This window comes from Spiribacter roseus, assembly GCF_002813635.1.
GTDB classification, from domain to species: domain Bacteria; phylum Pseudomonadota; class Gammaproteobacteria; order Nitrococcales; family Nitrococcaceae; genus Spiribacter; species Spiribacter roseus.
Map to the genome: position 1 here is coordinate 674,054 of NZ_CP016382.1, position 26,109 is coordinate 700,162.

Consider the following 26,109-nt stretch of genomic DNA (forward strand, 5'->3'; position numbering starts at 1 on the left):
GCGTGGCCGTCCCAACCGACAACGGTCTGGCGGAACGGGTCAGGCGTCTCGCCACCGGTCTTGGCGACGCCGGCCAGCGACTGGTGACGGCCGAGTCGTGCACAGGGGGCTGGATCGCCAAGGTGTGTACCGATCAGCCCGGCAGCTCAGCCTGGTTCGAGGAAGGACTCGTCACCTACAGCAATGCCGCCAAGCAGGCGCGGCTTGCGGTGCCGGCTGAGACCCTGGCCCGACACGGCGCGGTGAGTGCCGCCACGGCCGAGGCAATGGCCCGGGGCGCGCAGGCCGGTATCGCCGGGCGGGTCGCCGTCGCCACCACCGGCGTCGCGGGTCCGGGCGGTGGTACGGCCGACAAGCCGGTGGGGCTTGTCTGGTTTGCCTGGGGCCTGCCCGAGGGGCAGGTGGTCAGTGAGGCGGTGACCTTTAAAGGCGATCGTGATGCCATTCGCCATCAGAGTGTGGTGCATGCCCTCGATGGGCTGCTGATGCGTTTTCCCACCGCCTGACGCGGCGGTCTGGCCGACGGCCGGGGTGGGCGGTTGGCCGGGACTATGGGACAATCAACGCATTATCGACAGCTTGTAAACCCAGGGGTTGAGCATGGACGAAGATCGCAAGAAAGCATTGGGCGCGGCCCTCGGCCAGATCGAAAAGCAGTTTGGCAAAGGGGCGGTCATGCGCATGGGTGATGCCCGCGCCGTGGGCAACGTCCCGGTCATCTCCACCGGCTCGCTGGCCCTGGACGTGGCGCTTGGCATTGGCGGCATCCCGCGCGGCCGGGTGGTGGAAATCTACGGCCCGGAGTCGTCCGGCAAGACCACACTGACCCTGCAGGCCATCGCCGAGGCGCAGCGCGCCGGCGGCACCGCGGCGTTTGTGGACGCCGAGCATGCCCTCGACCCGGAGTACGCCCGCAAGCTTGGCGTGGACGTGGATGAGCTGCTGGTCTCGCAGCCGGACACCGGCGAACAGGCGCTCGAGATCGCCGACATGCTGGTGCGCTCAAGTGCCGTGGATGTCGTCGTGGTCGACTCGGTGGCCGCCCTCACGCCCAAGGCCGAGATCGAAGGCGAGATGGGTGACTCGCATGTCGGCCTGCAGGCGCGGCTCATGTCCCAGGCACTGCGCAAGCTCACCGCCAACATCAAGCGCTCCAACACCACGGTGATCTTCATCAACCAGATCCGCATGAAGATCGGCGTGATGTTCGGTAGCCCGGAGACCACCACCGGCGGCAATGCGCTCAAGTTCTACTCATCGGTGCGCATGGATATCCGCCGCATCGGGGCGATCAAAAAGGGCGACGAGGTGATCGGCAACGAGACCCGCGTCAAGGTGGTGAAGAACAAGATGGCGCCGCCGTTCCGGCAGGCCGAGTTCGAGATCCTCTACGGCGAGGGCATCTCCCGCGAGGGCGAGCTGATCGATCTGGGCGCCAAGAACGGTATCGTCGACAAGTCCGGCGCATGGTACAGCTACAACGGCGATCGTATCGGTCAGGGCAAGGACAACGTCCGCAACTTCCTCAAGGAGCATCCGGAGATCACCGATTCCATCGAACAGGCGCTGCGCCAGAAGCTCCTCGATCTCCCCTCGGATGATACGGCGTCGACGACCACCGAAGAGGGCGGGGCGAACGCCTGAGCACCATGAGCGACGGCGCCGGCGACCCCGCCGAATCGATCCGCGAGTGCTGCATCCGGCTTCTGGCCCGCCGCGAGCACTCGCGGGCCGAACTACAACGAAAGCTCGAGGCGCGTGACTTCCCACGCGCCGATATCCCTCCCGTGCTGGACGCCCTTGCGGCGGAGAATCTCCTGAGCGATCAGCGCTTTGCCGAGATGTTCGCGAGAACGCGTTCGGAAAATGGCCAGGGCCCGCTCAAGATCCGAGCGGATCTGCAGGCGCGCGGCGTCACTGGCGCAGACATTGACCGCTCACTCGAACTTGTCGACGATACGTGGTTTGAACACTGTCGTGCCGCCTGGCAGCGGCGGTTCGGACGCGCGCCTGCGGATCGGCGCGAATGGGCCCGGCAGGCCCGGTTTCTGGCCGGCCGCGGGTTTGGGGGCGAACTCGTGCGTCGCGTTCTCGATGCGGCGGCGGGCGACGATGACAACACAGACACTTGAAAGCGAATCGGCATGAATAAAAGCAGTGCAGCCATCCGTCGGGCCTTCCACGAGTTCTTTGCCGAGCGCGGTCACGAAATCGTGCCCAGCGCCTCGCTGGTCCCCGCCAACGATCCCACCCTGCTGTTCACCAATGCGGGGATGGTGCCGTTCAAGGATGTGTTCCTTGGCCGCGAACAGCGCCCCTACAACCGCGCGGTCAGTGCCCAGCGCTGCGTGCGCGCCGGCGGCAAGCACAACGATCTCGAGAATGTCGGCTATACCGCCCGGCATCACACCTTTTTCGAGATGCTGGGCAATTTCAGTTTCGGCGACTATTTCAAGCGCGATGCCATCCGCCATGCCTGGGCGTTTCTCACCGAAACCCTCGAGCTGCCCGCCGAGCGGCTGTGGGTGACCGTCTATGCCGATGACGATGAGGCGGCCGGTATCTGGCTCGATGAAATCGGCGTGGACCCGGCGCGTTTCGTGCGGATCAGCTCGTCCGACAACTTCTGGTCCATGGGGGATACCGGTCCCTGCGGACCCTGCTCCGAGATCTTCTACGACCACGGCCCCGAGGTGCCCGGGGGCCCGCCGGGCAGTCCGGACGAAGACGGCGATCGCTATGTCGAGATCTGGAACCTGGTGTTCATGCAGTACGACCGCGGCGCCAACGGGGCGCTGTCGCCGCTGCCTAAACCCTCCATCGACACCGGCATGGGTCTCGAGCGCATGGCGGCCGTCGCCCAGGGGGTGACCAACAACTACGACATCGATCTGTTCCGCCGGCTGGTGGACGCCGCGGCCGGGCTTGTCGGCACTGATGACCGCGCGTCGAGTTCGCTGCGCGTCATCGCTGATCATATCCGCGCCTGCTCGTTCCTGGTGGTCGATGGCGTGCTTCCCAGCAATGAAGGCCGCGGCTATGTGCTGCGGCGGATCATCCGACGGGCGGTGCGGCATGGTTACAAGCTGGGGGTCAGCGATCCGTTTTTCTGGCGGCTTGTGGAGCCACTGGTCGGTGAAATGGGCGAGGCCTATCCCGAACTGGCCGAGCATCAGGCGCTGGTGGAGCGCGTCCTGCGACTCGAGGAAGAGCGTTTCCGCGAGACCCTTGAGCAGGGGCTGCGGCTGCTTGAGACCGATCTGAACGATCTCGAGGGCGACACCGTGCCCGGCGAGACCGTGTTCAAGCTCTATGACACCTTCGGCTTTCCGGTGGACCTGACCGCGGATGTCGCCCGCGAGCAGGGGCTTCACCTGGACATGGAAGGGTTTGAGGCGGCGATGACGGCCCAGCGCGAACGCGCCCGGGCGGCCAGCGTGTTCCGTGCCGAATACGGCGGCGCGGCCGATTTTGGCGGCACCACCGAGTTCAGTGGCCACGCGGTCTATGAGGACGCGGCCGAGGTGATCGGGCTGTACCGCGACGGTGGGGCGGTGGACGCCCTGGCCCCGGGGGACACCGGCATGGTCATCCTCGATCGCACGCCTTTTTACGCCGAGGCCGGCGGCCAGGTGGGGGATAGCGGTCATCTTGTTGCCAATGGTGTCGAGTTTGCGGTCGACGACACCCAACGCTACGCCCAGGCGCGCGGGCACATCGGCCGCATGATCAGCGGTGAGCTGCGGCTTGGGGATGCCGTGGACGCCCGAATCGACGGCGCGCGCCGCGATCGCACCACCCTCAATCACACCGCGACCCACCTTCTGCATGCGGCACTGCGTGAGGTCCTCGGCGAGCATATCCACCAGAAAGGATCGCTGGTGGCGCCGGATCGGCTGCGATTCGACTTTGCGCACTTTGAGCCGATCACCGCCGAGCAGCGCCGCGAGATCGAGGCCCTTGTGAATGCCTGGATCCGGCGCGACCAGGATGCCGAGATTTTCGAGACGGGGTATGACGAGGCCATCGCCCTGGGCGCGACGGCGCTGTTTGGTGAAAAGTACGGGGATCGGGTGCGGGTGGTGCGCTTTGGTGACGTCTCCACCGAACTCTGCGGGGGCTCCCACGTTGCGGCGACCGGGCGCATCGGGTTGTTCCGTCTGATCGCCGAGGGCGGTGTGTCGGCCGGGGTGCGGCGCATCGAGGCAATCACTGGCGCCGACGCGGTGGCCCGGGTCCAGGCCGACGCTGCGACCCTCGACGCCGCCGCTGAGCGCCTGAAGGTCTCGCCGGATAACCTGCTGGTCCGACTGGATCAGGACATTGATCGGCAGCGCTCGTTGGAGCGCGAGCTCGGCCGGCTCAAACAGAAGCTCGCCAGCCAGGCCGGCGACGAGCTGGCGGATGCCGCCACCGACATCGAGGGTGTCAAGGTCCTGGCCGCCCGGGTGGAGAACGCGGGCGAGTCACTGCGGGACACCGTCGATCAGCTCAAGAACAAGCTCGGGCGGGCCGTGATCGTGATCGCCGCCGAGGATGGTAACGGCAAGGTCCGCCTCGTGGCCGGGGTCACCAGTGATCTGACCGGGCAGGTGCGTGCCGGGGATCTCGTCAACCACGTCGCCACCCAGGTGGGGGGCCGCGGTGGCGGGCGGCCCGATTTTGCCCAGGCGGGCGGGAGTGATGCGGCGGCTCTGCCGGCTGCGCTCGATTCCGTCACCGACTGGGTGCAGTCACAGCTTCAGTCATAACAAGGGAACGGAATGTCGCTAGTTGTCCAGAAATTCGGGGGCTCGTCGGTCGCCAATATTGAGCGCATCGAAAACGTCGCCCGCAAGGCCATCGCCTCGCGCGATGCCGGTCATGACGTGGTCGTGGTGGTCTCCGCCATGAAAGGCGAGACCGATCGGCTCAACGAACTGGCCTACGGGGCCGCGCAGAACACCACGCCGCGCCCGCGTGAACTTGACCTGCTGCTGTCCACCGGCGAGACCGTCACCATTGCACTGCTGACCATGGTGCTCGAGCGCATGAACGCCCCGGCGCGCTGTCTCACCGGCGCGCAGGTCCGGATCCTGACCGACAGCGCCTTCAGCAAGGCACGGATCCAGGACATTGATGCCGAATCGATCCGTGAGGACCTGGGCGCCGGGCGGATCGTCGTGGTGGCGGGGTTCCAGGGCGTCGACGAGAACGGCTCGATCACGACCCTCGGCCGGGGCGGCTCGGATACCACCGCCGTCGCGCTGGCCGCCGCCCTGGAGGCCGACGAGTGCCAGATCTATACGGATGTGGACGGCGTCTACACCACCGATCCGCGGGTGGTTCCCACCGCGCGGCGCCTTGAACAGGTCACCTTCGAGGAGATGCTCGAACTGGCGAGTCTGGGCTCCAAGGTGCTCCAGATTCGGGCGGTGGAGTTTGCCGGCAAGTACCAGGTGCCACTGCGGGTGCTGTCGTCCTTTGAGGATGGCCCCGGGACATTGATCACGATGGAGGGACAGAATATGCAGCAGGGCAGTATGGAAGAGCCCCTGATCGCCGGCATCGCCTTCAACCGCGATGAAGCCAAACTGACGATGATCGGTGTGCCGGACACGCCGGGGATCGCGACTCAGATTCTCGGGCCGGTGGCGGATGCCAACATTGAAGTGGACATGATCGTGCAGAACATCAGCAATGATGGCCTGACTGACTTCACGTTCACCGTCAACAAGTCGGAATATGACCGTGCGTTGGAGATTCTCCGCCGACAGGCCGAGGTGCTGGGTGCACGCGAGGTGTTCGGTGACAGCAGCATCGTCAAGCTCTCGCTGGTGGGCGTCGGCATGCGCTCGCATGCCGGTGTGGCCAGTCTGATGTTCAAGGCGCTGGCGGCCGAAGGCATCAATATCCAGATGATCTCGACCTCCGAGATCAAGATCTCGGTGGTCACCGACGAAAAATACCTCGAGCTCGGCACCCGGGCGCTTCACAAGGCCTTTGAGTTGGATGACCGCAGCGGCAAGACCGTGCGGGTTGAAGGCCAGTCCGACTGAATGCGGGGGAGACAGCCCCTGCCTCAGAATATACAATTATACTTTGGTCCAAGTAGTCCGACCGGAAGGGAATCATCGCAAGGCTTTGCGAGTCCGACCCGTAGGTGGCCGCAATAACAACGAGGAGTCGTCGGAATGCTTATTCTGACCCGCAGGGTGGGCGAGACCCTGATGATTGGCGACGACGTCGCCGTGACGGTGCTGGGCGTGAAGGGCAATCAAGTCCGCATCGGCGTGAAGGCCCCGAAAGATGTCACGGTCCATCGTGAGGAGATCTACGAGCGCATCCGCGAAGAAGACGAGGGCAATGCCGGCGGCGAAGCGGGCTCCGACGATCGCTGATCACCGAGCCGGGCCGGTTTACGCCGGCCGTCCTGTTACCGTATCCTACGCGTCCAATCGGAGAGGTGGCCGAGCGGCTGAAGGCGCTCCCCTGCTAAGGGAGTAAGGGCTTGATCGCCCTTCGTGGGTTCGAATCCCACCCTCTCCGCCACTCACCTTGTAAAATCAAGCACTCATAGTGGATTTTCGCAGGCGCCCATCAAAGCGCCCATCATCTCAGAATCGCTTGAGTGCCCGGGTTCCCGGCTAGGTTGACGGCTCCTATAAGCTCAAACGGTGAGCTTGTGGCCGAGAATTTTACTCCCCCCTTGCGACCTGGTGTGTTCCTCGACCGCCGCGACGCCGCGGGTCGCTCATGCGTCGATCCAACGCCTCGTCTCTCGAGCCACTACTGTTGTGTTTTGTTTGCCCTGGCTGGTAACGGCAATGTCCAGACAGGCGCTCGGACCGTTCCGAGATTCACGTCTTCGTAGCTGTCCGGGCGGATCTATCCGACGAACGGTCGACAGCCTGCTGACAACAACCGTTACGCTATGGGTCTCAATGCAGGGATAGAGGGGGGCAATGATCTTCCTGAGCTATTCGCCAGAGAGGGGCATCGAACAGGTGGAACGATCTGAGCTGCCCACCGGCGAGCGCATCCGGGACGTGACAGTTATTGCAGCATGCGGAGCAGGCCCTCGAGGCGTTGCATCCCCTCTTCCAGGCTTTCCTGAAGCTGATCGCTGGAGCTATCGGTGACGCTAAGAGACCCAGCGCCGAGTAGCCTGCCGTCGGCTGTGATTTCCTCAAGTGAAAGTTGTCGGTCTGCATCGTAGTCGAAACTGCGCAGAACCAAATCAGCGATTGCAGGGGCGAGGCCCAAAGAGATCGCCTGGCCGCCGAGGATTTGGTCGCCATCCGCAGATCCTTCGGCTGTGCCCAGGTAAGTCGCGATGCGGATAAGTCTAGAGAGGTCGGCCCCATTCAGCCCGCCGGTGTCAGCCATGTCGCCAGCGGCAATGAGTTCGTTGGCACATATGGTCGTTGATTGCTCGCAGGCAGCCTGCACAGCGGGCATCGCAAGCAGCAGTGTAGTCGTTTCTCCGTGCAGCAGACTGGTTGAGGTCGGCAGCGCGCGGCATTTCTCAGCTACCGCCTGTTCCTCTGGCACGTCCGCAGATTGGTAATAGAGAAGTCCGCCATCCACGCGATAGCTGTCCTCAGAATGGTTCAGCCAACTGTCCTCCAGTCGGTCGAACGTCACGTCGGTAGCGGAGTCCGTCTGGGACACCGCCAAAATATGAGTCCGATTTATAATCTCGACATAACCACCACCGTTGGGTTGCGAGCAGTCCCCAGCCCAGATCCCGACGAGGTCGCTGACCTCGCCCGAAAAGGCGCTGAGCGCCTGGCTGCTGGGCCAGCTACTCGGCGTTTGCGCAAAGGCGTTTGCGTTGAGTATCAGCAGCAGGGCGAGTGCAAGGAACACGTAGGAATGGGAAAGCGCCGGTGATGATTTGAGAATCGGTAAAGGCATTCTGGATGTCCCTCCGGTGCTAGCCATGGCGATATCTCCAACCTTGAGGTTGCCACCGGCCGTCGTGCAAGGGCTACGGGTATTCGTCTGATGCTTGTGTAACGCACCGCCAACCCAGACGGCGCTCGGCACTAACTTGAGCCCCGGGCTATAAAAGCCATCTCAGAGGGCGTGGTCAGCGGTGAACCCAACACCTTGGTTGGCAGGTCTGACAGTCAGATATTGCAAAATAGCTTCAACGCGGAACTGGCGATGAGCGCGCTGCGGAGAACGGAGTGCTCTCATCTTGTCGCTAACTTCGCTGCCGTTAGGAGCAGGACACCTCGCATTGGGGGCTGGGACCGGCGTGGATGAGATTTTGCAAAAATTGGCTTAAAGCACAAAAATGCGCCAAGTCGCACTGTCCGTAAGCAATTTTCAAAAGGGCTATAGACTCGCTACGAACGCCTGTGCAGGATTGTTGCAGGTGTCTAGAGCAACAAAGCGTTAGCTGCGTCGCTTGATTCAATATGTCAACGTCGAAGAATACGCATTTTAATCAGACTATGGTCGATAGGTGGTAAACAATGCATAATGATCTTGGATGGATTAATAGAGCTGGCTCTGTTGTTCGGGATGATCTCCACGAACTAGCGGCCCAATGGCATGCAAGGCCCAAGATTCTGAATGCTAAATCCGCTAAGCCTTACTACTCGATCGGTCAAGCCGCTCGGTTGGTTGGGCGGACGCCAGAATCGATCCGTGGCGCTGAAAAGAAGAACCTCGTAAAGCGGCCCGAGAGTGACGAGGAAACGGGTCGCCGTGTCGGCTACACGCTAGAGCAAATTAACCACCTACGCGCGCACTTCAAGACTTTTCCCCATCGCCATCCTGCCGACCCACCAGCAATCATTAACCTATACAACTTAAGCGGTGGGGTCGGTAAGAGCTGTATCTGCACGCACCTCGCGCATGGACTTGCAATAGACGGTTACCGCGTGCTCGTCATCGACGCAAGTGCAGATGCTACAACGACAGCAGTGTTTGATTTTCTGCCGGGTCTCGATGTTGGCTACAAGGATACGGTTGCGCCCGCGCCCGCAGGGGAATGCGATAGCTTGGCTTCATTGGTTCGTCAGACGGCCGTCGACCAAGTTGATCTGATCCCGTTGTCGTACAGTCTGAGCGCCGATGCCCGAATGTTTAGCACGAGTGTGTCTGAACGCACCGTCACTCAACGAGTGAGTGATCAGGTGAATAAGCTTTCAGCAGATTACGACGTGGTCCTTATCGACTCCGCGTCACGTCAAGACGCGAGTCTCGTTCCGCTATTATATACGTCGAATGCGGTGCTCGTGCCGCATCCTCCAGCAGGTATGCGGGTAGCTCAGACTTTGCAATCGTTGTTGATTTTAGACGATCGGGTCGCGGCATGCCATGCGAGTGGTGTCCGGCTCGGCTTCAATTGGATCCTTGGTTTGGCTAATGAGAGCTCCGTCAAAGATGCAGAGATGCAAGCGAGTTGGCCGGATAATTGCAAAGTACCACTTCGGATGATGCGTACTGAGATAAGGTACAATAGAAAAATCAGAGAGGCTTGCGATAATTCCTCAACGATTTTTTCGAATGCGAAACCCTCGCGCTCGGATAAGACTCTGTGCAACGCAGTTTCCAATTTATGGGCGATGACGAAAGAAACGGAGCGGCATATCCATCATATATGGCCGATTCGATTAGCAGAGCTCCGGGCGATGGGGCACGCTTAGTTTAGGCTTGTTGTATGTGTCGAAGGCATCGATTTTGAAGGGGTTGGCCTCAGAAGATTCCTTGCTACGCTTCTTATAGCGTTGACGAGTTGACGTTGTAGCCAGACGACGATGGCTGTGCTCGGGTTCGATTGACGCGGTTTTTGGCTGTAATTAAAAGGAATCTGTTATGAAGTATATCTCACGCACTAACGTTGGCTACATGGTCCGTAAGCGGGTCAACGGCCGGCTTTACCAATCGTTCTTCGGCGATAGCGCCTGTGGCGGAGAGGGCGCGGCTAAGCAGGCAGCCATTGCCTATCGGGATCAGTTCCTCGGGTTTCTCGACGACGAGGCTCTCCCCTCGCGGCGTTTCAAGAACGTACGCAACCGTACCGGTGTCGTGGGTGTCGCTTGGTATCCGCCGATCAAGGAGGAAGGCGAGGACTCACGCGAGCATGTGATCCGGGCGCGGGTGACCAACGATAAGAGCTCGCAGCGGCTGACCACCCGCTCCTGGGCACTTAGACGCTATGGGCTATGGGGCGCGTACTTCCGTGCTGCCGACTGGCGCCACCGTGAAGTCAATCGCGGCCGAGGTATTCCGGAAGAGGAGATCACCGCCGCCTTTGAGATCTTTCTCTCGCACTACATGGACATGGCCGATCTGCTCGATGAGCGCCTGCCTGCGCTGATGCACGGCCTGGAAACGGTGCTCAACGACGCCTCTGCCCCCGATGCAGTCAAGGCGATGGTAGAGGGCAAAATCAAGGCGCGGCGCGGCCAGCGCCGGACAAACGCCTAAAAACGCTTGAGAAAGGGCAGTCGTCGGGTTGGCTGCGGCATCAGGCGCTGCGCAGGAAATGACGGTCTTAGATCATTCTTTCCTGGGTAGCGCCCATTTCACGGGATTGGGTCGGGGTAGGAGAGGGCGTCGGCTTGCCAGAGTTGCAATCCCTACATGCCAGGCCACCGCACCCGGGTTGCGTTGGAGCGTGCGCTCGGCAGGTACACTGATCTTGCCCGGTAACAGTGGCTACGCGATTACGCAACGATCCGGGCCTCGAACGCATCGAGATATCACTGAGCGGAAGAATACTCACCAAGCATCGCCCGGATTCGGCATTCCCACGGGAAACCTGCCCAAAATAGGTCCAACACCTTGTGATGACTTGGCTGGATCGACCGCGTAACGGCAGGAGAAGCACATGTAGAGGGTCAGTGATCGATGGGCGTGAATCGTCGCAACGGTGGTCACCGTGCGCACTCTGGAGATGAGGCTTCAGTCGGTGCCGCCGGCGTTGCGGTTTTTTGACATGTATGGCGAAAAGGGTGACACCGTCATTTGGCCCGGGTAGTGTCTGTGTCGAAACAACTGCAACGGAGCAGTAGCCATGACGACAACTTTAGCTCGATACGTGAGGCGGGCACTCTTTCTCGGGGGTGCAGCGATCTTGCTCGTCGCCTGTAAGGCCGACGAGGTGGAGGTCGAGCTCGATGTCCAGCAGCTCCAGTCGGCGGCGGATGGCGCTGAAGTGATGGCAGAGTTCGAGGCCGTATTCTCCAACCTCGGAGAGCTCGACGACGAGCAGCGGGCGCAGGTCGATGCTGTCCGCGACATCCTCGAGCAGTACATGGCGATTGACGATTTTGAGCTGGAGACCACAGATACCGGCTTTGAGGTCACGATCGAGGGCGCGATCCCCGTTGTTGATGCCCCACGTGCCGATCATGCCTACTTCATTGCCGTGAGCGAATCGGCCAGCCTGCCCGGATACCATCGCGTTGCCTTACAGACGGGTGATGATTTCACGGCCATGGAAGGTGAGATGTCCGCGATCAGCTTCATGCTGAGTCCAGATGCTCACCATCCGACAAAATTCCGGGTCGATGGCGAATCGAGTAGTCTGCTTGCACCGGCGGCGGAAGTGGACGGCCGTGCGTATCTGCTATACGACGCACCGCTTGAAGACCGAGTCCGACTCGTCCAGAGGGATGGCCCTTTCGATCGGGTTGGGGCTGGGTTTTTCATTCGCCTCGCAGACTGATGCGAGCTACTGACTCCTGCGGCTTACATGCCGGAGACGCAATGGCGATGGAGACGTCACCGGACTTTACAAATTAACCGGGATAAGTTGTCCGAAGGATGGGGTTCACCTCAATGCGGCCGGATACTCAGGAACGACTAATCGAGCCTTGGCTTCACAGGAAAGACGTGATTCTATCAATCCAGTATTCAGAAGAGGATTTAAAAGATGAAAACGTTTAAGTTTTTAGTTGTGTTGGACGGTAAAGGAATGCACGTCAACATCCAGGCTGCGAATGCGGCTGATGCTGACAAAATGGTCAAAGCCCAATATGGAGCGCAAAACGTCAAGTCTGGTCCTATGAAGGCATAACTTTTCGCAGTTCAGCAAGTGGCTAGCTGGGATCTTTCAATAGGTTATCAACGAGTGTGGGTAGGGGTAGTGCTGGATTCCGCATTTGCGAAATCGGCGGGCGAATGGAGAAGCCCCGGTGGACAATCATCGCGACGGCGCTTTCGCTGCCAGGATGAGCGCGAATAGTTTGTGCCGTCATCGGTCACGGACTTAACCTGTCCTACCGGCAGAGGACGCTTCTAAGTTCGTAGACTGGCGATGAACCTTGGCAACAGCAGATAAAGACGTGTCTAAGTCCAAGCAAACCGCGACATTGCCGAGTGTTGCGCCAAAGCCGCGGTGCTCGCGAGCCGGAACGGTGGTGTAACCGCGGCCTGTGAGCGTTGCCTGCATGCCGAGCATTTCGATCCGGGACTCGAATGCATCAAGGTGCCGCTCGGCTCAAGAGGTCCTCCCTGAGTACCGGCAGGGGATTCGGCATTGCGGCGTAAAACCTGTTCAAGAAAACGCGGCACCCACTGAGTACTACCGACTTTGCGGTTTTCTGGCACGCGCGGCGGGAAGGATAACTCGTCTACTGGCTCGGGTTGGGTTCGTGTCGGAACAACCGCGACGGAGCAGTCGTCATTAAGGTCTTGTTAGCCTGAAACACCAGGCGGGCGCTCATTGTCGGGGGATAATGGTCTTACTCGTCGCCTGTAAAGCCAACGAGGTGGAGGTCGAGCTCGATGTCTTGCAGCTCCAGTCGGCAGCGGGTGGTGCTCAAGTGATGGCAGAGTCCGAGGCCGTATTCCCCAACCTCGGACAGCACGACAACGAGCAGCGGGCGCAGGTAGACGCTGTCCGCAATCTTAATTAGTACATGGCCATTGACGACTTTGAGCGAGAGACCACAGATATCGCCTTTAAGGTAACGATCGAGGGCGTGATTCCTGTGGTTGATGCGCCACGTGCCGAACATGCCTACTTTATTGCAGTGAGCAAATCAGCCAGCCTGCCCGGGTACCAGCGCGTTGCCTTACGAACGGGCGATGATTTCATGGCCATGGGAGGCGGCGTCTGTCAACAAAGGTGTTGCGTCAAACCGTTTCAGGCCAACATGGCAATCGTAAGTCCCGGGGTTCCCTCTCCGCGTCGACATGGAGGGCGCCGACGGTACGCCAGTCTCGAGTTTCCCGGCTCCAGCGGCGCGGGTTCCGGGCCTTCGCCTCGGCGTAGGCCTGCTGGCGTCGGGCAAGGATAGCCGCATCCTCGCCGTTGTGCCGCTCCACTGGCGTGATGTACTGAATGCCGCTGTGCCGGTGCTCGTGGTTGTACCATTGCACGAAGCGCTGGACCCATTCCCGGGGGGCTTCCAGGCTTCCGAAGCCGTTGGCCGGATAGGCTGGCATCGCCTTGCAGGTGGCAAAGATAGACTCCGAGAACGGGTTGTCGTTGGACACCCGTGGCCGGCTATACGACGGCTCGATATTCAAGGCCGTCAGTCGGGCTCTCAGGGTCGCCCCCTTGAACGGGCTGCCGTTGTCGGAGTGCAGCACCAGCGGCTGGTTGAAGCACTGCTCCTTGAGCAGCGCCTGCTCCAGGACCTGGGCGGCCAGTGCCGATGACTCCCGGGCTTCGACCTCCCAGCCCACTACCTTGCGGCTGTAGAGATCGATGATGAGGGTCAGGTAGAAGAACAACCCGACCACGGGACCCGGCAGCCATGTGGTGTCCCACGACCAGACCTGATTCGGGCCATCGGCCCGGTGGCTGGTCGGTGGCGGCGGTGTCGCGACCTTGCGCCCACGGCCCCGAGGCTGCGCCTGCTTGTGTCTGCCCAGTACTCGGTACAGGGTCGACTCGGACGCCCAGTAGCGGCCGGTATCGGCCTCCTGCGCCACAATTTGGGCCGGCGGCAGGTTCTGATACGCAGGCCGGTTGCACAGGTCGATAACGGCCTGCTCTTCCGCCTCGCTCAGGGCGTGGGCCGGCTTCGGGCGCACCGCTGTGCGCCGCCCGTCGCACGGCACCTCGCCTTCACACTGCCAGCGCTGGTAGGTGCGGGGACTGATGCCCAGCATCTCGCAGGCTGCCTTCAACCGCGCGCCATTGGCGCGAGCATCGTCGATCAGCTCGATGGCTTTGCGGCGATCCGGGGTGCTGATCATTCGTCCTCGGACGCCCCCCAGATCGCCTGCGCTTTTTTTGACAAGGTGAGCAAGGCAGCGGTCTCGGCGAGAGCCGCCTCCTTGCGGTGGAGCTCCTTCTCGAGCGTCTTGATGCGTTTGCGCTGGGTCTTGCTCTCGCGCTCCTGGGTCTGGCGGCGGCTATCCGCCAGATCCGCGGCCTGCTCACAGTCGACGCGTTAGCGCTCCAACTGCTCGGTGTAGAGCCCCCGGCTGCGGCAGTACTCGGAGCGCTCCTGGGCGTTCATGGCGGCAGTCTCAACCACCGCCGCGAACTTGTCCCGGGACGTCCAGTCCTCCGGGTTCGAGTGGTGGCGTCCGGGAAACACCGACCCTGCTCTCGGGCCTCATGACGCCACTTGTAGATGGTCGGGTCGGAGATGTTCTCCCGCTCAGCCACCTGCTTCACCGTCAGGTTATGAGGCGGCAGTAGCTTCGCCAGCACCGCTTCTTTGCGCTCCTCGCCGTATCGAGGCATGACTCGTCGTCTCCTGCAGACCTTCTGGACTTAAAGGATACAAAACAGAGGCGACAAGTAGTCTGACGGTGGGGGAAGGTAAGGGATTCGTCATCAGCTTTATCCTGAGACCAGATGCCAGCCATCCGAAAAACTGCCAGGTCGACGGCGAGCCGAATCGTCTGCCTGCGCGGAGGCGGAGGGGGCAGTCGTGTATTGCTGCTCTACGACGCACCCCTTGAGGAAAGGGACCGCCTCGTGCACTCGCAGAGCCAATGATGCGGTGTGTAACTAAAGCGCCATTTGACTCGCCGCGTTGGGCGTTGATAGCGTCGGGTATCATGCAAAAGGGAGCATTATCCATGGATCGGATGTCATTTGTAGCACGCCGGCGCCTCGCGACAAGCGCTCTTCTTATGGCACTTGTCATGGTCCTTACCGGATGTGCGAGCACCATAAACGAGGGCAAAATGTCATCGTTCAGTGGTGAGTGGTTGCAAGGCAACTACACGGATGCCGGTGATTCATTTTCCGACATACATCTCCCGACGGCATCTGAAAAAGATCTTCAAGGCCTAAGTCTCTTCGAGACATTGCACGTCGCTGAGGCCGCGCGTCTACAAGGACGTGCTCAACTCGCTGTCTCCGCATATGATGCTACTGAACAGCACTTCAAACGGTTTGATGTTGAAAACTTCGGAAGTACGGCGGCATCCCAAGCGTCTGCTGTTTTACTGAACGATAACGTGATGAGCTACCGCGGCTATCTATATGAGGCCGTCTTAGCTAATACGTATAAAGGTGTCGCATTCCTCGAGCTGGGTGATGCCCAGAGCGCACGGGTCGAGTTCAATCGGGCAGAGGAGCGGTCACGTAGGGCGGCCTATTACTTTCGGCAAAGCATTGCAGCTCAGCGTGAGGCCTTGGAGGAAGAGGCAGGTAGTACCGAGGCGGGAATTGTAAGCGCCTCCTTGGGGGATGCTGACACACAGCGGGCTATCCGTAGCAACTATGGCGCACCTAGCGAGTGGTCAGTTTATAAAGGGTTTGTTAATCCTTTCACGACTTACATGCATGGCCTATTTCGGTTGGCTACCGCTAACACAAGCGGTGACTATGAACAGGCTGCATCCCTGCTCGAGAGGGTTGCGGGTGTCTCTTCAAATGCAACCGTGGCCGAAGATGTGGTCCTCGCGAATGCAATGGCGGCTGGGCGCGGCTCCGCTAGCGAACGCGAGGGGTTGGTTTGGGTAGTTTATGACAACGGTGTGGGACCGCGGTTACAGGAGACGAGGATCGACTTGCCGCTGGCCGGCATCGGTGACGGGTCGGTCTACTATGCAGGAATTGCATTACCATCAATCACCGAGGGTCAGCCGCTACCACGAATCACCGTGCGTGCGGGCAACGGAGAGTTCCGGACGCAAGAGTTAGCCTCCATGAAGAGGATTATGAATACAGAGTTTCAAGCGCGGCTCGACGGGATTCTAGTGCGATCGCTCACATCTGCGGTTGTCAAAGTGGCGGCACAGGCAGCCGCTGAAGAGGAGTTTGGTGCAATAGGTGGCCTCGCTGCTGGCATTGCCTCCGCTGCCACTACTCAAGCTGATTTGCGTGTATGGAGAGCGCTTCCGGCGCGGTGGGAAACGATCAGATTTGCACGCCCAGCTAGTGGGTCCATAACGCTCAATGGTCTTCAGCCTGCTGCCATTAACGTCTCCTTACCCGATTGGCCGATGACGATGGTTTACGTGAGGAAAACTGGACCGAACGCCTCAGCGACGGTCAGAGTCGTGGATCTTTCCGGTCGAAGCCCTGCAGCCTCTGGAGAGGGCGTAGTAATTGCCAAGGGGGCGGAAAAATGACGTTAGAGGGATTGGTCAGAGCGCTGATATTAGCCGCAGCAGCGGCATTTATGGTGGGTTGCGCTGCTACACAACCCACAATCACCGAATCCCCGCTTCAGAACGTGAACCGAATCGACCTAGAATATCCGATCAACAACCGAGTTGAGGATGTGAGCCTCAGTGTTCTGAGAGATAAGCCGCTGCCAACGGTCATCGTTGAGGGCAAGGGTGTTCGGTCACGCACGGCCATCGAATGGTCGGCCCAGTGGTATCACAGCGACGGGCGGAAAATCGCAGGGCCTAGTACTCGGTTCAGGAGAGTAACAATCAACCCAGGCGTAGCGTTCTCGCTACAAGCAACGGCACCGATTGACGAGGCTGACGTAGTCCATGTACGGATGCGACAGTCGGACAATATGTGAGGCGCAGAGCATGCATCCTAAGGAATTCTACAAGTTGACATCGAACTTAATTGTCGTGGCTGTGGCATCGCTTTTTCTAGCAGGCTGCGTGGCTACAGGAACGAAATATGTGGACACGGCGGACGATCGTGGCGAAGCGGTTATGGCGCTGGACTACAGAGATTTTCAGCAAGCCGCTGGCGAGATGGTTGAGAGTATGCTTACGTCTGGCGCGGTTGTAGATCCTGACGGCGGGCGTCGCGTGTTGATGGTCGGTCGTATCACGAACGACACCATGCAGCGAATTGATACGGACCAACTCCTGCGCCCTATCCGTGCTGATCTGCGCCGGTCAGGCAGAGTGGTGATGACGAGTGCCGTTGGTCTCCAAGGTCCAGAAGATGAAAGTAGTATGGCCGTTCGCGAGCTGCGAGACAGTGAGGAGTTCGATCAGCGGACAGTCGCGGGTGAGGGGCAATTGATTGCACCTGACTCGTCGCTATCCGGATCCATCCTTCAGCGAGTGATAACGATGGACGACGGGAGCGACCAGGTTGAATACTATTTCGAACTTGCATTGACGGATATCAAAACCGGCTTAGTTCTGTGGGAAGATCAGCGGCTCGTCGTCAAGCGCGGATCCGGTGACACGGTCTCGTGGTAACCGCACAGCAAGGGATTATTCAATGCATTACCTTAATTTAACGGCCTCAGCGCTTGTCTTAATTAGCACCTTGATTGTGGGAATGGCGGGAGCACAGACCGGTGTCGAAGCTGATTCGGTGGACATATCCGAAACGGAGGTTGGTGGCACCGGGGGCGAGACAGACGAAGTGGCTGCAGCTACTTCTAAACCGGAAAACATTTTCCCATCCGCCAACGATATCGCCGGCTCAGGCATCCTCCAGGATCGAGATGAGTATCTCTCAGAGAGAGGTTGGTCGCTAGGGATTTATGACAAGAATCCGGGCGGTAGCTATATTGGATGGGGAACGGCTAATATCGTTACGAGTCCGGAGAGCATAGATTACGGAGGCGCGCGTATCGCTGCGGTGGACGCTGCGATAGCTGAAGCGATGGGCGATTTTGCGATTTCGAGGGGACTTGACGGAGGCGCAGAGACCATACGCACGGTTTCGCAGGACCCGAATGCGTTACAACGTGCGGAGCGCGAATCGAACGAGAATTACGCTCAGGCGGTCATTGACCGAGTTGCGAATTTGACAACTGCGCAATTGGACAAGGCTTTAGAGGATCTCGGCGTAGATCCGGCCCGTCATGCGGATCTCGACTACTCTGAAACGGTTAAGTTAGCGCAAGATCGCGTTCAGCGGGAGATAGTGGGGACGGCATTGGAAAGCTTCCGCGGCGTGCGGCTTCTCAAGACATTCGAGGAGGAGGACGCTGTCGGCGCGCTTGTCATACACAACGATGGTATGGCGGAAATCGCGAGACGAATCGCGGAGGGAGACATCGTTGCGATTGGCGATGGCGTGTCATCCGATGCAGTTGAAAAGATCACCTCCGATCTCACGGCAGAGGAGTTGATTTTTATGCATGGTGTACGTCTGCTGCGTGACTCGCAGGGCAACCCGGTCATCGTGTCATTTGGACAATCATCCCCGTCGGTCACCCGCGCGGATACCGATCGAGCAATAAATCTGGCAGTGACGGCATCAGACAAATCGGCTGTGTTGCGCGCGAACGGAGCAATATCCGACTTTCTTGGCGCGTCCGTAAGGGTTGACGATCAGCTTGACGCCGATGCCGATGCGTTCCGCGACGGGACGATAGAAGAGGATGGCACCCTAACTAAAACAGATGGCGCGCGCTTCGTCGAAAATCTCGAGAGCTTCATCAGCCAATCGAGCGAGATCAATCTCTCCGGGATAACGACCGTTCGATCGTGGCGAGCGAACCACCCTGATACAGGGCATTTGTATGTCGGAGCAGTGAGGATGTGGTCCCCTGGAACCGAGGCTGCTTTCACCGACAAAGGCCGCGTCCCAACAGAGGAAAGCGCAACGGTGTCGGGGGACCGATCTGTAGAGGTGGAGCGTCGAGAGTCCCCGGCGTTCGGAACTGAAGACTGGTAGGTGTGATGTTGCCGAAGGTTTCGATTCAAAGCTTGTTACTGGGCGGTCTGCTCTATTTGCCGACATTAGCGATAGGCTCTAGTGAGATAGTTTCGGTAGAGGCTATGGGAAGGGGCGCGAACCGCGCGGAAGCAATCAATGCAGCGCTCGTAGAGGCTGTGTCGCGCGTGGAAGGGATCAACGTCATATCGGAGCGCAAACGCAGCAGTAGCTCTCGCGAGGTAGTGGTTCGCGATGCAAACGGGAGTGAGCGGAAGATTGCGTTTGACCGCACTATGAGTGGTTCAGTGAGGACCGCCACTGACGGTCTCGTTGAAAGCTTTCGTATCCTCCAGAACCGTACGCTTGACGGGATGAGTGAAGTCCAGCTCGAAGTTGACATTGCCAGCTTTGAAGCGCCGGGCAGCGCCACGCATACCACGCGACGAAGGATTGCTGTCTACCCCGTCAGCGCATCCGGGAGTTACACCGTCTTGGGCAAGAAATTGCCGGCTTCGGTGGTTAGCTCACGTCTCACTCAACGGTTAGTGGAGGCATTCACTGGCACAAGACGCTTCGCCGTTTTGGAACGAAGTCGCTCGGAGGCGTTAGATACGGAGTTGGAGTTTTTAACCAAGCCTGTGGTGGCGCGGCGCGAGGCAGCACGCATTGGCGAAGCAATAGGGGCGGATTACTTAGTTACAGCGCAAGTGACCGATCTAGAAGTGATGCAAAGCCGTCGCACCTTACAGCTTACTTCGGAAGTGGTGCGCGAAATTACTGCGTCGCTCGCCGTTAACATGCGAATCGTTTCAACCGCGACGCGCCAAATCATGTGGGCAGACACCGTTGCAGTCAATGCGCAGGAGTTGAAAGATTTGGGAGTGGAGGTCGAACAGCGGAACCAATCGCTAACGGCGACGCTCCAATTCGTTGCTGCTGAGTTGACCAGTCGTGCGGTAGACGCGATTTATCCCATTCGAATCGCCTCAGTTACGGAGGCGGGCGAGATCGTCCTGAATCAGGGAGATAACCGCTTATCACCTGGCGATCGGCTTGATGTCTTTAAGCTCGGCGAGCATGTCACGGATCCGTACACGGGCGAGAGTTTAGGTCGAGAGGAGCTGCCGGTTGGTGCTGTAAAGGTTGATCGTGTTACCAGCAAGGTTGCCTACGCTTCACCGGTCGATGCAGAAAAATGGCCTGGCGAGGGAAGTATATCCGGCGGTTATGTTGTCCGAGGGCAAACTGTGAATCGCGCTTCCGTAGAAATTTCGGAGCTCGTCGGAAATGCGGCGGATCCAGTCCTCCTGCCGCAAGATGGTCACTAGCGCGATGTGCTATGAACATTGTGGATTATCATAGGAGGGGATCGGCTTTTCGGGGTGCGGAGCTGAGGCGTTGTCCGATAAACTCTGCGCCTTCTCGGTTGAACGCTTCTATATCACTCACTTGCGTAAAGTGCCTTGGTGTTAGTCCGGTTGGCGTTCGCTGCTCTGGTGATATGTTGGTCTCCTCACCAACACGTGCTGTTGCCATCACGGGGGGCTAATCGGGGGTCTCGAGGTGGCTCGCTTTTTCATCTAGACGGGTTGGATCCTCGCGCCGTACGCGAGGCCGCTAGTCATAGCCTCATGCCACAGGTAGCGGATTTTGGAGGTTGCATGAAGCGTATTCTATGTATTGCTATTCTGGGTCTTTCGATTCTCATTGCACCGATCAGAGCCCACGCTGTTGATGATACGTACATGGGTGTTCAGTTCGCTCAAGCGCAACTCAACAAAGACCAGCTCGATGAGACATTCGAGCCGTCAGCGATCGTGGGCCGCATTGGAGCATCCGCAACGGAGGGTTTTGTATTCGAAGGCCGAATTGGAACAGGTGTGTCAAATGACAGTCGTAAATCAGGCGGACAAGACGTCACTGTGGACGTGAATTACTTAGTCGGCGGATATGGTTTGCTGCGCGGCAATTTCTCAGAGACGCTTTACCCATACGCGATTGCCGGCGCAACAATCGTCGATCTCGAGGTTCCTAACAATCGGGGGCTCAACGGTGAGAAAACGTCGCTTTCCTACGGGGTTGGTTTCGATGCGCGGGTGAGCCAAGCACTGGGGCTCGGCGTTGAATATATCCGCTATATCAGTCATAACGATTTCGACTTGGATGGGTTATCCATCGGGTTTACTGTTCGATATTGACATGGAATCAGCGAAACACGGGTGGCGTTCGTGTAGAGGCAGCTTGATTGTGTCTAAGCGGGCGTTCCGTAGATACATTTCCGGTAACAACCTCAAGCGGCCATAGGCTGACCTTGATAATAGAACCCGGGCTTAAGGTTATCGGGCCATATTCCCGAGATCTTAAAGCCGATGGGGGAGCCACCGGTCTTTCCACCTTAGCTGCTAGGAGTGCTCTGGCGGATGAGGTCCTTGATACTTACTTTAAAAAAGAATAGAGCCATCATGACAAAGATTAGGTGTTTGGTTGCATTGATAGCGAGCGTCTTCACGGTGGTTAGTACAAATGGGAGCGCGCAGGGGCCCGTGGCGAGCTCCGAATCCTTCGACTATTACCGTTGCGGTACCTTCCTTCAGCAACCCCAGGTTGAGTTCTTCTATGGGCTGATTGCGCCTTTAGTGAAAACCTACAATCGACAGGGGGATGTTGATGTTGCAATGGACCAGCCATCCATTTCTCAATGTTTTATCAGTCAAGGAACGCGGGGATCGATGTTCGCCGGTGTAGCGTCGATTAATTTTTACATAGACTCAGACCACTTTCGCTGCTCAGTGAACGGCAATTGCACAGGCAATCGGGCGGGATATCAAGCGTCAGGCATGATGATGGGCGGTGACAAGATTCAACTTACGATAAACACTAACAAGTTTGGCGACGCAATTCAGCGGTGTAGAACGAGTGATGGGCGTTCATCCGTTGGGCGCTGTAACTAAGCAGACCACGTTTGCTCGTCTCCGCCGTCCGCTTGGCACGACTTCAGTCTGGCTGTTCTAGCCCGTAGTGCGTTTCACTGCGCGGAAACGGCTAAGAAGCGGACCCCGCCCGATGCCTCGGTAATCAGCGCACTTAACGGCTTGATGGAAGACTTCTGTCGCTTCCCCTTCTGGAGGCGATTCGGTACGCAAAGCAATCGGGGCCATCGCTGAGGCAACAATGATCGCTGGCGTGCATATCAGGCAATGCGCCGCAGTCAGTGGCGGCGGGTCGGAGAGCATCGGCCAGATCGCGAAAGCTTGCCGCTCGGAATGCTGGCGGTCGATCAACCATGGCTAGTTATCGGACTTTATGAGTGATGTGCTGCACCGCGGGCGTCGCTCGCGGATACTCAATGGCATTGAGGAAGGCACTTCGGAGGCGCGGGTGATTGCGATCGATACATTGATACTCGTGGCACCGCCCTTTAATGGCCGTCCATGGAAGTCTCCTTCATGAGTGTGTCAAGTCTGCGGGCTCAGAATCTCTCGTCGCTCCCGCGTGGATCATCTATCGAGAGGTCTCAAGCAGGCTTCATTCAGGCTGGATATATGCGGACGGCTCTGGTGACGCAGTGCGACACAACGCGTCGCGGTACACGACTGCCGGCTGTTTAATGCGGCCAAAGTTAAGAGGGTTTTACGGTGGAACACTCCCAGCGATGCATCAGAGTCTTTCTGTCTTCGACCTTCCGGGACTTTTCCGAAGAGAGAGACTTGCTTGTACGCCAGGTCTTCCCAGCGCTCCGGGCGAAGCTGGCCGAGCGCTTTGTTGATTTGGTTGATGTTGATCTGCGCTGGGGTATTACTGAGGAAGAGGCGGAGCGTGGCGAGGTTTTACCAATCTGTCTATCCGAGATAGATCGCTCTCGGCCGTTCTTCATTGGACTTCTAGGCGAGCGGTACGGGTGGATTCCTCCATCGAACGCCTATCCTGCCGAAGTGCTCGAGACACAGCCGTGGCTTGAGGAGCATCGGGGCGGTAAGAGCGTTACTGAGTTGGAGATCCTACACGGCGTGCTCAACAACCCCGATATGGCAGGCCGCGCGCTGTTCTACTTCCGCAGCCCTGCATACGCACAATCGCGAGGCGAGGGCCACTTACCCGTATCGGCAGAGAACGAGGCGAAACAACAAGCGCTGAAAGCCCGCATTCGGGAGAGCGACTTCCCAGTTGTCGAGGACTATGAGACCCCGCAGGCGGTCGCCGATCAGATACAGCATGATCTCTGGGAAGCGCTCGATGCAGAATTCCCCGCCGCTGACATACCTGATGCCTTCACTCGAGACCTGCTTCAGCACGAAGCCTATGCGGCACCGCGCCGGCGCATCTACCTCGGTGGCGAGCGGTATCTTGATAGCTTAAACCAAGCGCTCAAAGGTGCTACGCAGTGGATCTTGATAGAAGGTGAGTCTGGCAGCGGGAAAAGCGCCCTGCTCGCTAACTGGATCGATCAACTCAGCAGCGCCAGTAATGATCTCATCATCCACACCCACTTCCTTGGGGCAAATCCAAGTGCTGCTGATCCGGTGGCGCTTGTACGCCGGCTCATCGAACGGATCCGGCGAGAGACCGACACCGATGAGGAACCGGCGTCTGATCCAGACACACTACTCGATGCGCTACCGGAGTGGCTCGCCAGAGCAAGTGCCTGGGCCGAGCTTAACAACAAGCGCTTTCTAATCGTACTGGACTCGCTGAATGGGTTGGCGGACCGACGTGAGCTTCGATGGTTCCCCAGCATGATGCCGCTGCGCGTCCACTGCGTTGTCTCCACACTACCCGGTGAGGTGCGTGAGCGCCTCGATGACAAAGCACAGTGGCACCGGATCCAAGTTGAACGACTAGACCGCAAAACCACCCGTCAGGTCTTTGTCGCCTACCTGAGCCTATTTAACAAAACGCTGCCCAAACCACTCATCGATCAGGTGATGGAACATCCTCTGGTCACGAACCCGCTTTTCCTGCTCACGCTCGCCGAAGAGCTCCGGCTGTTCGGAGAACATGAACGGCTCAGCGAGCAACTTTGCTATTATCAAGAGAGCAAGACCGTTGATGATCTGTTCGAGCGGGTCCTGGCCCGGGTCGAGGCTGACCACGGAGCCGCTGTCATCCGGCACATCATGACCGCCTTGTGGGCGGCCCGCGGGGGCATGCGAGAAGAAGAGCTACTCGCCTACACCGGCCTCGCTCCAATGAAGTGGGCCTACATCCGGCATGCCTTAGGTCCAGCGCTCATAGAAACAACCGGCCGCTACGTCTTCGCTCATGACTATCTGCGCATTGCCGTCTCGGATCGCTACATGGCCGGCAACAATCATCTCGAAGATGAAGGTCAGAGCGAGCAAGCATTAAAATTACGAAAACAGGCACATATCTGGCTAGGCGAGTGGTTCGAGGCGAATGCCTTCCAGAATGACCAAGGGGCTGTCACCGACGCCCGCGCCGCTGAGGAGATCCCTTATCAGTGGCAGCAGGCGAAGCAGTGGGAGCGCCTTGCAGATGCCCTCGCTACTCTTGACCTTTTTATGGCCCATACCGAGCACAGGGAGGGTTATGAGTTACTCAGCTACTGGCTCGCTATCGAAGCGAATACTAGAGAAACGCTTGAGGTGACTTATGAGCATGCCTGGAAAAAATGGAACCTTGATGAAAGTACAGAGGAAGCTGGCGATGTTGCTACACGGCTAAGACGTTGCCTTAGTGTGGGTGGCCGCTACACAGAGTTTGCGACAACCATGGCTAGACTAGCACTAAGCCTTGTTACCTCACGTTATGGAGAGCAAAGCCTTGAGACAGTCTCTTGTTTGAACAATTTGGCCACGCTATTACAAGAGCGCGGTGATCTCAACTCTGCAGAGTCGACGCAACGACGCGTAATTGCTTTACTTGAAAATAGGCGTCACTCCAATCCCCTCGCCTATCTTATGTCACTGAATAATCTTGGCTCGTTGCTCTGGCGTAAGGGCGAATTTCACGAGGCTGAACGACTTTACCGAGAAGCACTTGAGCTAGCCGTAGAGAACCAAGCAAGACACCTTTACTCCAAAGCGACAACACTCAATAATTTGGCTGCTCTTTTGAGAGACCGAGGAGAGCTCACTGACGCTCATAGACTGGCGTCAGAAGCCTTGGCGATTAGCGAGCACTGCTATGGAGAGCATCATCCCAAAACTGGAACTAATCTCAATAACCTTGGCGTTCTCCTGAAAGACCTCGGCAACTACGAAGCGGCTGAACGCTGTTATAGAAAAGCGCTTAGTGTCCGTACAAAAACTCTGGGTCCAGCTCACCCCGAAACAAGCACAAGCCTCAACAATCTTGCTGAATTCCTGCAAGACCGTGGCAACCTAAAGGATGCCGAAACCCTTTACAGAAGAGCAATTACGATCCGAGAAAACACTTTCGGTCCCGAGCACTTCCAAACCGCAATGATCTTGAGCAACTTAGCTTCGTTACTTCGTGACACCGGTGATTTGGAGTCGGCGGAGCGCTTGATAAAGAAAACCATTCACATTTACAAGACCAACTTTGGAAATAATCATCATCAAACCGGGCTGAGCTTAAATAGCTTGGCAGTTGTTCTTCAAGAGCTTAAAAAATACGAAGAAGCTTCTCGCATCTATCAACGAACCATCGCCGTTTACAAAAAAACTCTAGGCAAATCGCATGCCCACACTGCTGCAACTCATCAAAATCACGGAGTTTGTCTACGGACTATGGGAAATTATGAGAAGGCACTGAAAGAACTAGAAAAAGCATTGAACATTAACGAACAAAATTTTGGACCCGAGAGCGAACAAGCTGCCTCAACGCTTAGCGCTATCGCCAAGCTATATGAATTGACTGCCTCTTACCCTAAAGCTCGCGACACCTATAACAACGCTCTCACAATTCGAAAGAAGATCCACGGTACTGAGCACCCTAAAACGACACTAATCTACTCCCGCCTAGGCGACCTCAACCTTGCAACAGGCCAGACCGTAGCGGCTAAAGTTAATTTTCAAAAAGCTCTCAGAGGCTACCAGCGAACCTTTGGACCTAGTCACCCTACAACCTTAGAGGTGATACAAAAACTCAACGGCCTTAATTAACGGTTACCGTAATGCGAGCACTTGCTCCGTGGCGTCATCAAAATGTCTTTGCATGGTGTGGATTCCAGT

General features: G+C 58.2%; 18 protein-coding genes, 1 tRNA gene and 1 pseudogene. 17 read left to right on the forward strand and 3 right to left on the reverse strand.

The window, feature by feature from the left end; all coding sequences use genetic code 11:
- The first annotated feature begins 2 nt into the window (after positions 1-2).
- The 7 genes from BBH56_RS03420 to BBH56_RS03450 all read left to right on the forward strand — a co-directional run bounded on the left by BBH56_RS03420 (position 3) and on the right by BBH56_RS03450 (position 6,531).
- Positions 3-506, forward strand: coding sequence for a CinA family protein (locus BBH56_RS03420; protein WP_235011938.1), 504 nt, complete (start codon positions 3-5; stop codon positions 504-506).
- 94 nt (positions 507-600) lie between these two features.
- Positions 601-1,644, forward strand: a complete 1,044-nt coding sequence (gene recA / locus BBH56_RS03425; protein ID WP_144347487.1) for a recombinase RecA — start codon at positions 601-603, stop codon at positions 1,642-1,644.
- 5 nt (positions 1,645-1,649) lie between these two features.
- Positions 1,650-2,132: a regulatory protein RecX gene (locus BBH56_RS03430; RefSeq protein ID WP_110883279.1), complete on the forward strand. Its 483-nt coding sequence runs from the start codon at positions 1,650-1,652 to the stop codon at positions 2,130-2,132.
- A gap of 12 nt (positions 2,133-2,144) precedes the next feature.
- Entirely contained in the window at positions 2,145-4,751 is a 2,607-nt protein-coding gene (alaS, locus tag BBH56_RS03435; RefSeq protein WP_148121938.1) for an alanine--tRNA ligase, read from the forward strand.
- A 12-nt stretch (positions 4,752-4,763) separates the two neighbouring features.
- Positions 4,764-6,038 carry an aspartate kinase gene (locus tag BBH56_RS03440; RefSeq protein WP_110883277.1) on the forward strand — a complete coding sequence of 425 codons (1,275 nt, stop codon included), beginning with the start codon at positions 4,764-4,766 and terminating at the stop codon, positions 6,036-6,038.
- Positions 6,039-6,173: 135 nt separating this feature from the next.
- Entirely contained in the window at positions 6,174-6,380 is a 207-nt protein-coding gene (csrA, locus tag BBH56_RS03445) for a carbon storage regulator CsrA (RefSeq protein ID WP_110883276.1), read from the forward strand.
- Positions 6,381-6,439: 59 nt separating this feature from the next.
- Positions 6,440-6,531, forward strand: a tRNA-Ser gene (locus BBH56_RS03450).
- 504 nt (positions 6,532-7,035) lie between these two features.
- Here the strand turns inward: BBH56_RS03450 and BBH56_RS03455 are convergent.
- On the reverse strand, positions 7,036-7,899 hold the full coding sequence (locus BBH56_RS03455; protein ID WP_157809070.1) for a hypothetical protein: 864 nt from the start codon (positions 7,897-7,899) through the stop codon (positions 7,036-7,038).
- Between the two features lie 566 nt (positions 7,900-8,465).
- Between BBH56_RS03455 and BBH56_RS03460 the strand changes: the two genes are divergently transcribed.
- From BBH56_RS03460 to BBH56_RS09570, 4 genes are all read left to right on the forward strand, one after another.
- On the forward strand, positions 8,466-9,644 hold the full coding sequence (locus tag BBH56_RS03460; RefSeq protein ID WP_148121940.1) for an AAA family ATPase: 1,179 nt from the start codon (positions 8,466-8,468) through the stop codon (positions 9,642-9,644).
- A 169-nt stretch (positions 9,645-9,813) separates the two neighbouring features.
- On the forward strand, positions 9,814-10,428 hold the full coding sequence (locus tag BBH56_RS03465) for a hypothetical protein (RefSeq protein ID WP_148121941.1): 615 nt from the start codon (positions 9,814-9,816) through the stop codon (positions 10,426-10,428).
- A 649-nt stretch (positions 10,429-11,077) separates the two neighbouring features.
- A complete protein-coding gene (locus BBH56_RS03470) occupies positions 11,078-11,671 on the forward strand; it encodes a hypothetical protein (protein WP_198515251.1) in 594 nt (197 codons plus the stop codon).
- 207 nt (positions 11,672-11,878) lie between these two features.
- On the forward strand, positions 11,879-12,022 hold the full coding sequence (locus tag BBH56_RS09570; protein ID WP_157809071.1) for a hypothetical protein: 144 nt from the start codon (positions 11,879-11,881) through the stop codon (positions 12,020-12,022).
- 667 nt (positions 12,023-12,689) lie between these two features.
- Here the strand turns inward: BBH56_RS09570 and BBH56_RS03475 are convergent.
- Complete coding sequence (locus BBH56_RS03475; RefSeq protein WP_148121943.1) at positions 12,690-12,965, reverse strand: hypothetical protein; 276 nt, start codon at positions 12,963-12,965, stop codon at positions 12,690-12,692.
- A gap of 118 nt (positions 12,966-13,083) precedes the next feature.
- Positions 13,084-14,650, reverse strand: a pseudogene (locus BBH56_RS03480) (IS3 family transposase).
- 449 nt (positions 14,651-15,099) lie between these two features.
- Here BBH56_RS03480 and BBH56_RS09575 point away from each other — a divergent pair.
- The 6 genes from BBH56_RS09575 to BBH56_RS03505 all read left to right on the forward strand — a co-directional run bounded on the left by BBH56_RS09575 (position 15,100) and on the right by BBH56_RS03505 (position 26,040).
- Positions 15,100-16,494, forward strand: a complete 1,395-nt coding sequence (locus BBH56_RS09575; protein ID WP_157809072.1) for a hypothetical protein — start codon at positions 15,100-15,102, stop codon at positions 16,492-16,494.
- A gap of 414 nt (positions 16,495-16,908) precedes the next feature.
- Positions 16,909-17,541, forward strand: coding sequence for a penicillin-binding protein activator LpoB (gene lpoB, locus BBH56_RS03485; protein WP_148122727.1), 633 nt, complete (start codon positions 16,909-16,911; stop codon positions 17,539-17,541).
- 22 nt (positions 17,542-17,563) lie between these two features.
- A complete protein-coding gene (locus tag BBH56_RS03490) occupies positions 17,564-18,973 on the forward strand; it encodes a DUF6844 domain-containing protein (RefSeq protein WP_148121944.1) in 1,410 nt (469 codons plus the stop codon).
- A gap of 5 nt (positions 18,974-18,978) precedes the next feature.
- On the forward strand, positions 18,979-20,283 hold the full coding sequence (locus BBH56_RS03495) for a CsgG/HfaB family protein (protein WP_148121945.1): 1,305 nt from the start codon (positions 18,979-18,981) through the stop codon (positions 20,281-20,283).
- Between the two features lie 333 nt (positions 20,284-20,616).
- Positions 20,617-21,153 (forward strand): outer membrane beta-barrel protein, encoded by a 537-nt coding sequence (locus BBH56_RS03500; RefSeq protein ID WP_157809073.1) that lies wholly within the window; start codon positions 20,617-20,619, stop codon positions 21,151-21,153.
- A gap of 1,437 nt (positions 21,154-22,590) precedes the next feature.
- Positions 22,591-26,040, forward strand: a complete 3,450-nt coding sequence (locus BBH56_RS03505) for a tetratricopeptide repeat protein (protein ID WP_148121947.1) — start codon at positions 22,591-22,593, stop codon at positions 26,038-26,040.
- The last annotated feature ends 69 nt before the right edge of the window (positions 26,041-26,109 follow it).

Bases quoted from the DNA above. Each gene is read 5' to 3' on its own strand.
- recA (WP_144347487.1), top strand. From the start codon at position 601: ATGGACGAAGATCGCAAGAAAGCATTGGGCGCGGCCCTCGGCCAGATC.
- BBH56_RS03430 (WP_110883279.1), top strand. From the start codon at position 1,650: ATGAGCGACGGCGCCGGCGACCCCGCCGAATCGATCCGCGAGTGCTGC.
- alaS (WP_148121938.1), top strand. From the start codon at position 2,145: ATGAATAAAAGCAGTGCAGCCATCCGTCGGGCCTTCCACGAGTTCTTT.
- BBH56_RS03440 (WP_110883277.1), top strand. From the start codon at position 4,764: ATGTCGCTAGTTGTCCAGAAATTCGGGGGCTCGTCGGTCGCCAATATT.
- csrA (WP_110883276.1), top strand. From the start codon at position 6,174: ATGCTTATTCTGACCCGCAGGGTGGGCGAGACCCTGATGATTGGCGAC.
- BBH56_RS03455 (WP_157809070.1), bottom strand. From the start codon at position 7,899: ATGCCTTTACCGATTCTCAAATCATCACCGGCGCTTTCCCATTCCTAC.
- BBH56_RS03460 (WP_148121940.1), top strand. From the start codon at position 8,466: ATGCATAATGATCTTGGATGGATTAATAGAGCTGGCTCTGTTGTTCGG.
- BBH56_RS03465 (WP_148121941.1), top strand. From the start codon at position 9,814: ATGAAGTATATCTCACGCACTAACGTTGGCTACATGGTCCGTAAGCGG.
- BBH56_RS09570 (WP_157809071.1), top strand. From the start codon at position 11,879: ATGAAAACGTTTAAGTTTTTAGTTGTGTTGGACGGTAAAGGAATGCAC.
- BBH56_RS03475 (WP_148121943.1), bottom strand. From the start codon at position 12,965: ATGTTCGGCACGTGGCGCATCAACCACAGGAATCACGCCCTCGATCGT.
- BBH56_RS09575 (WP_157809072.1), top strand. From the start codon at position 15,100: ATGTCATCGTTCAGTGGTGAGTGGTTGCAAGGCAACTACACGGATGCC.
- lpoB (WP_148122727.1), top strand. From the start codon at position 16,909: ATGCATCCTAAGGAATTCTACAAGTTGACATCGAACTTAATTGTCGTG.
- BBH56_RS03490 (WP_148121944.1), top strand. From the start codon at position 17,564: ATGCATTACCTTAATTTAACGGCCTCAGCGCTTGTCTTAATTAGCACC.
- BBH56_RS03495 (WP_148121945.1), top strand. From the start codon at position 18,979: ATGTTGCCGAAGGTTTCGATTCAAAGCTTGTTACTGGGCGGTCTGCTC.
- BBH56_RS03500 (WP_157809073.1), top strand. From the start codon at position 20,617: ATGAAGCGTATTCTATGTATTGCTATTCTGGGTCTTTCGATTCTCATT.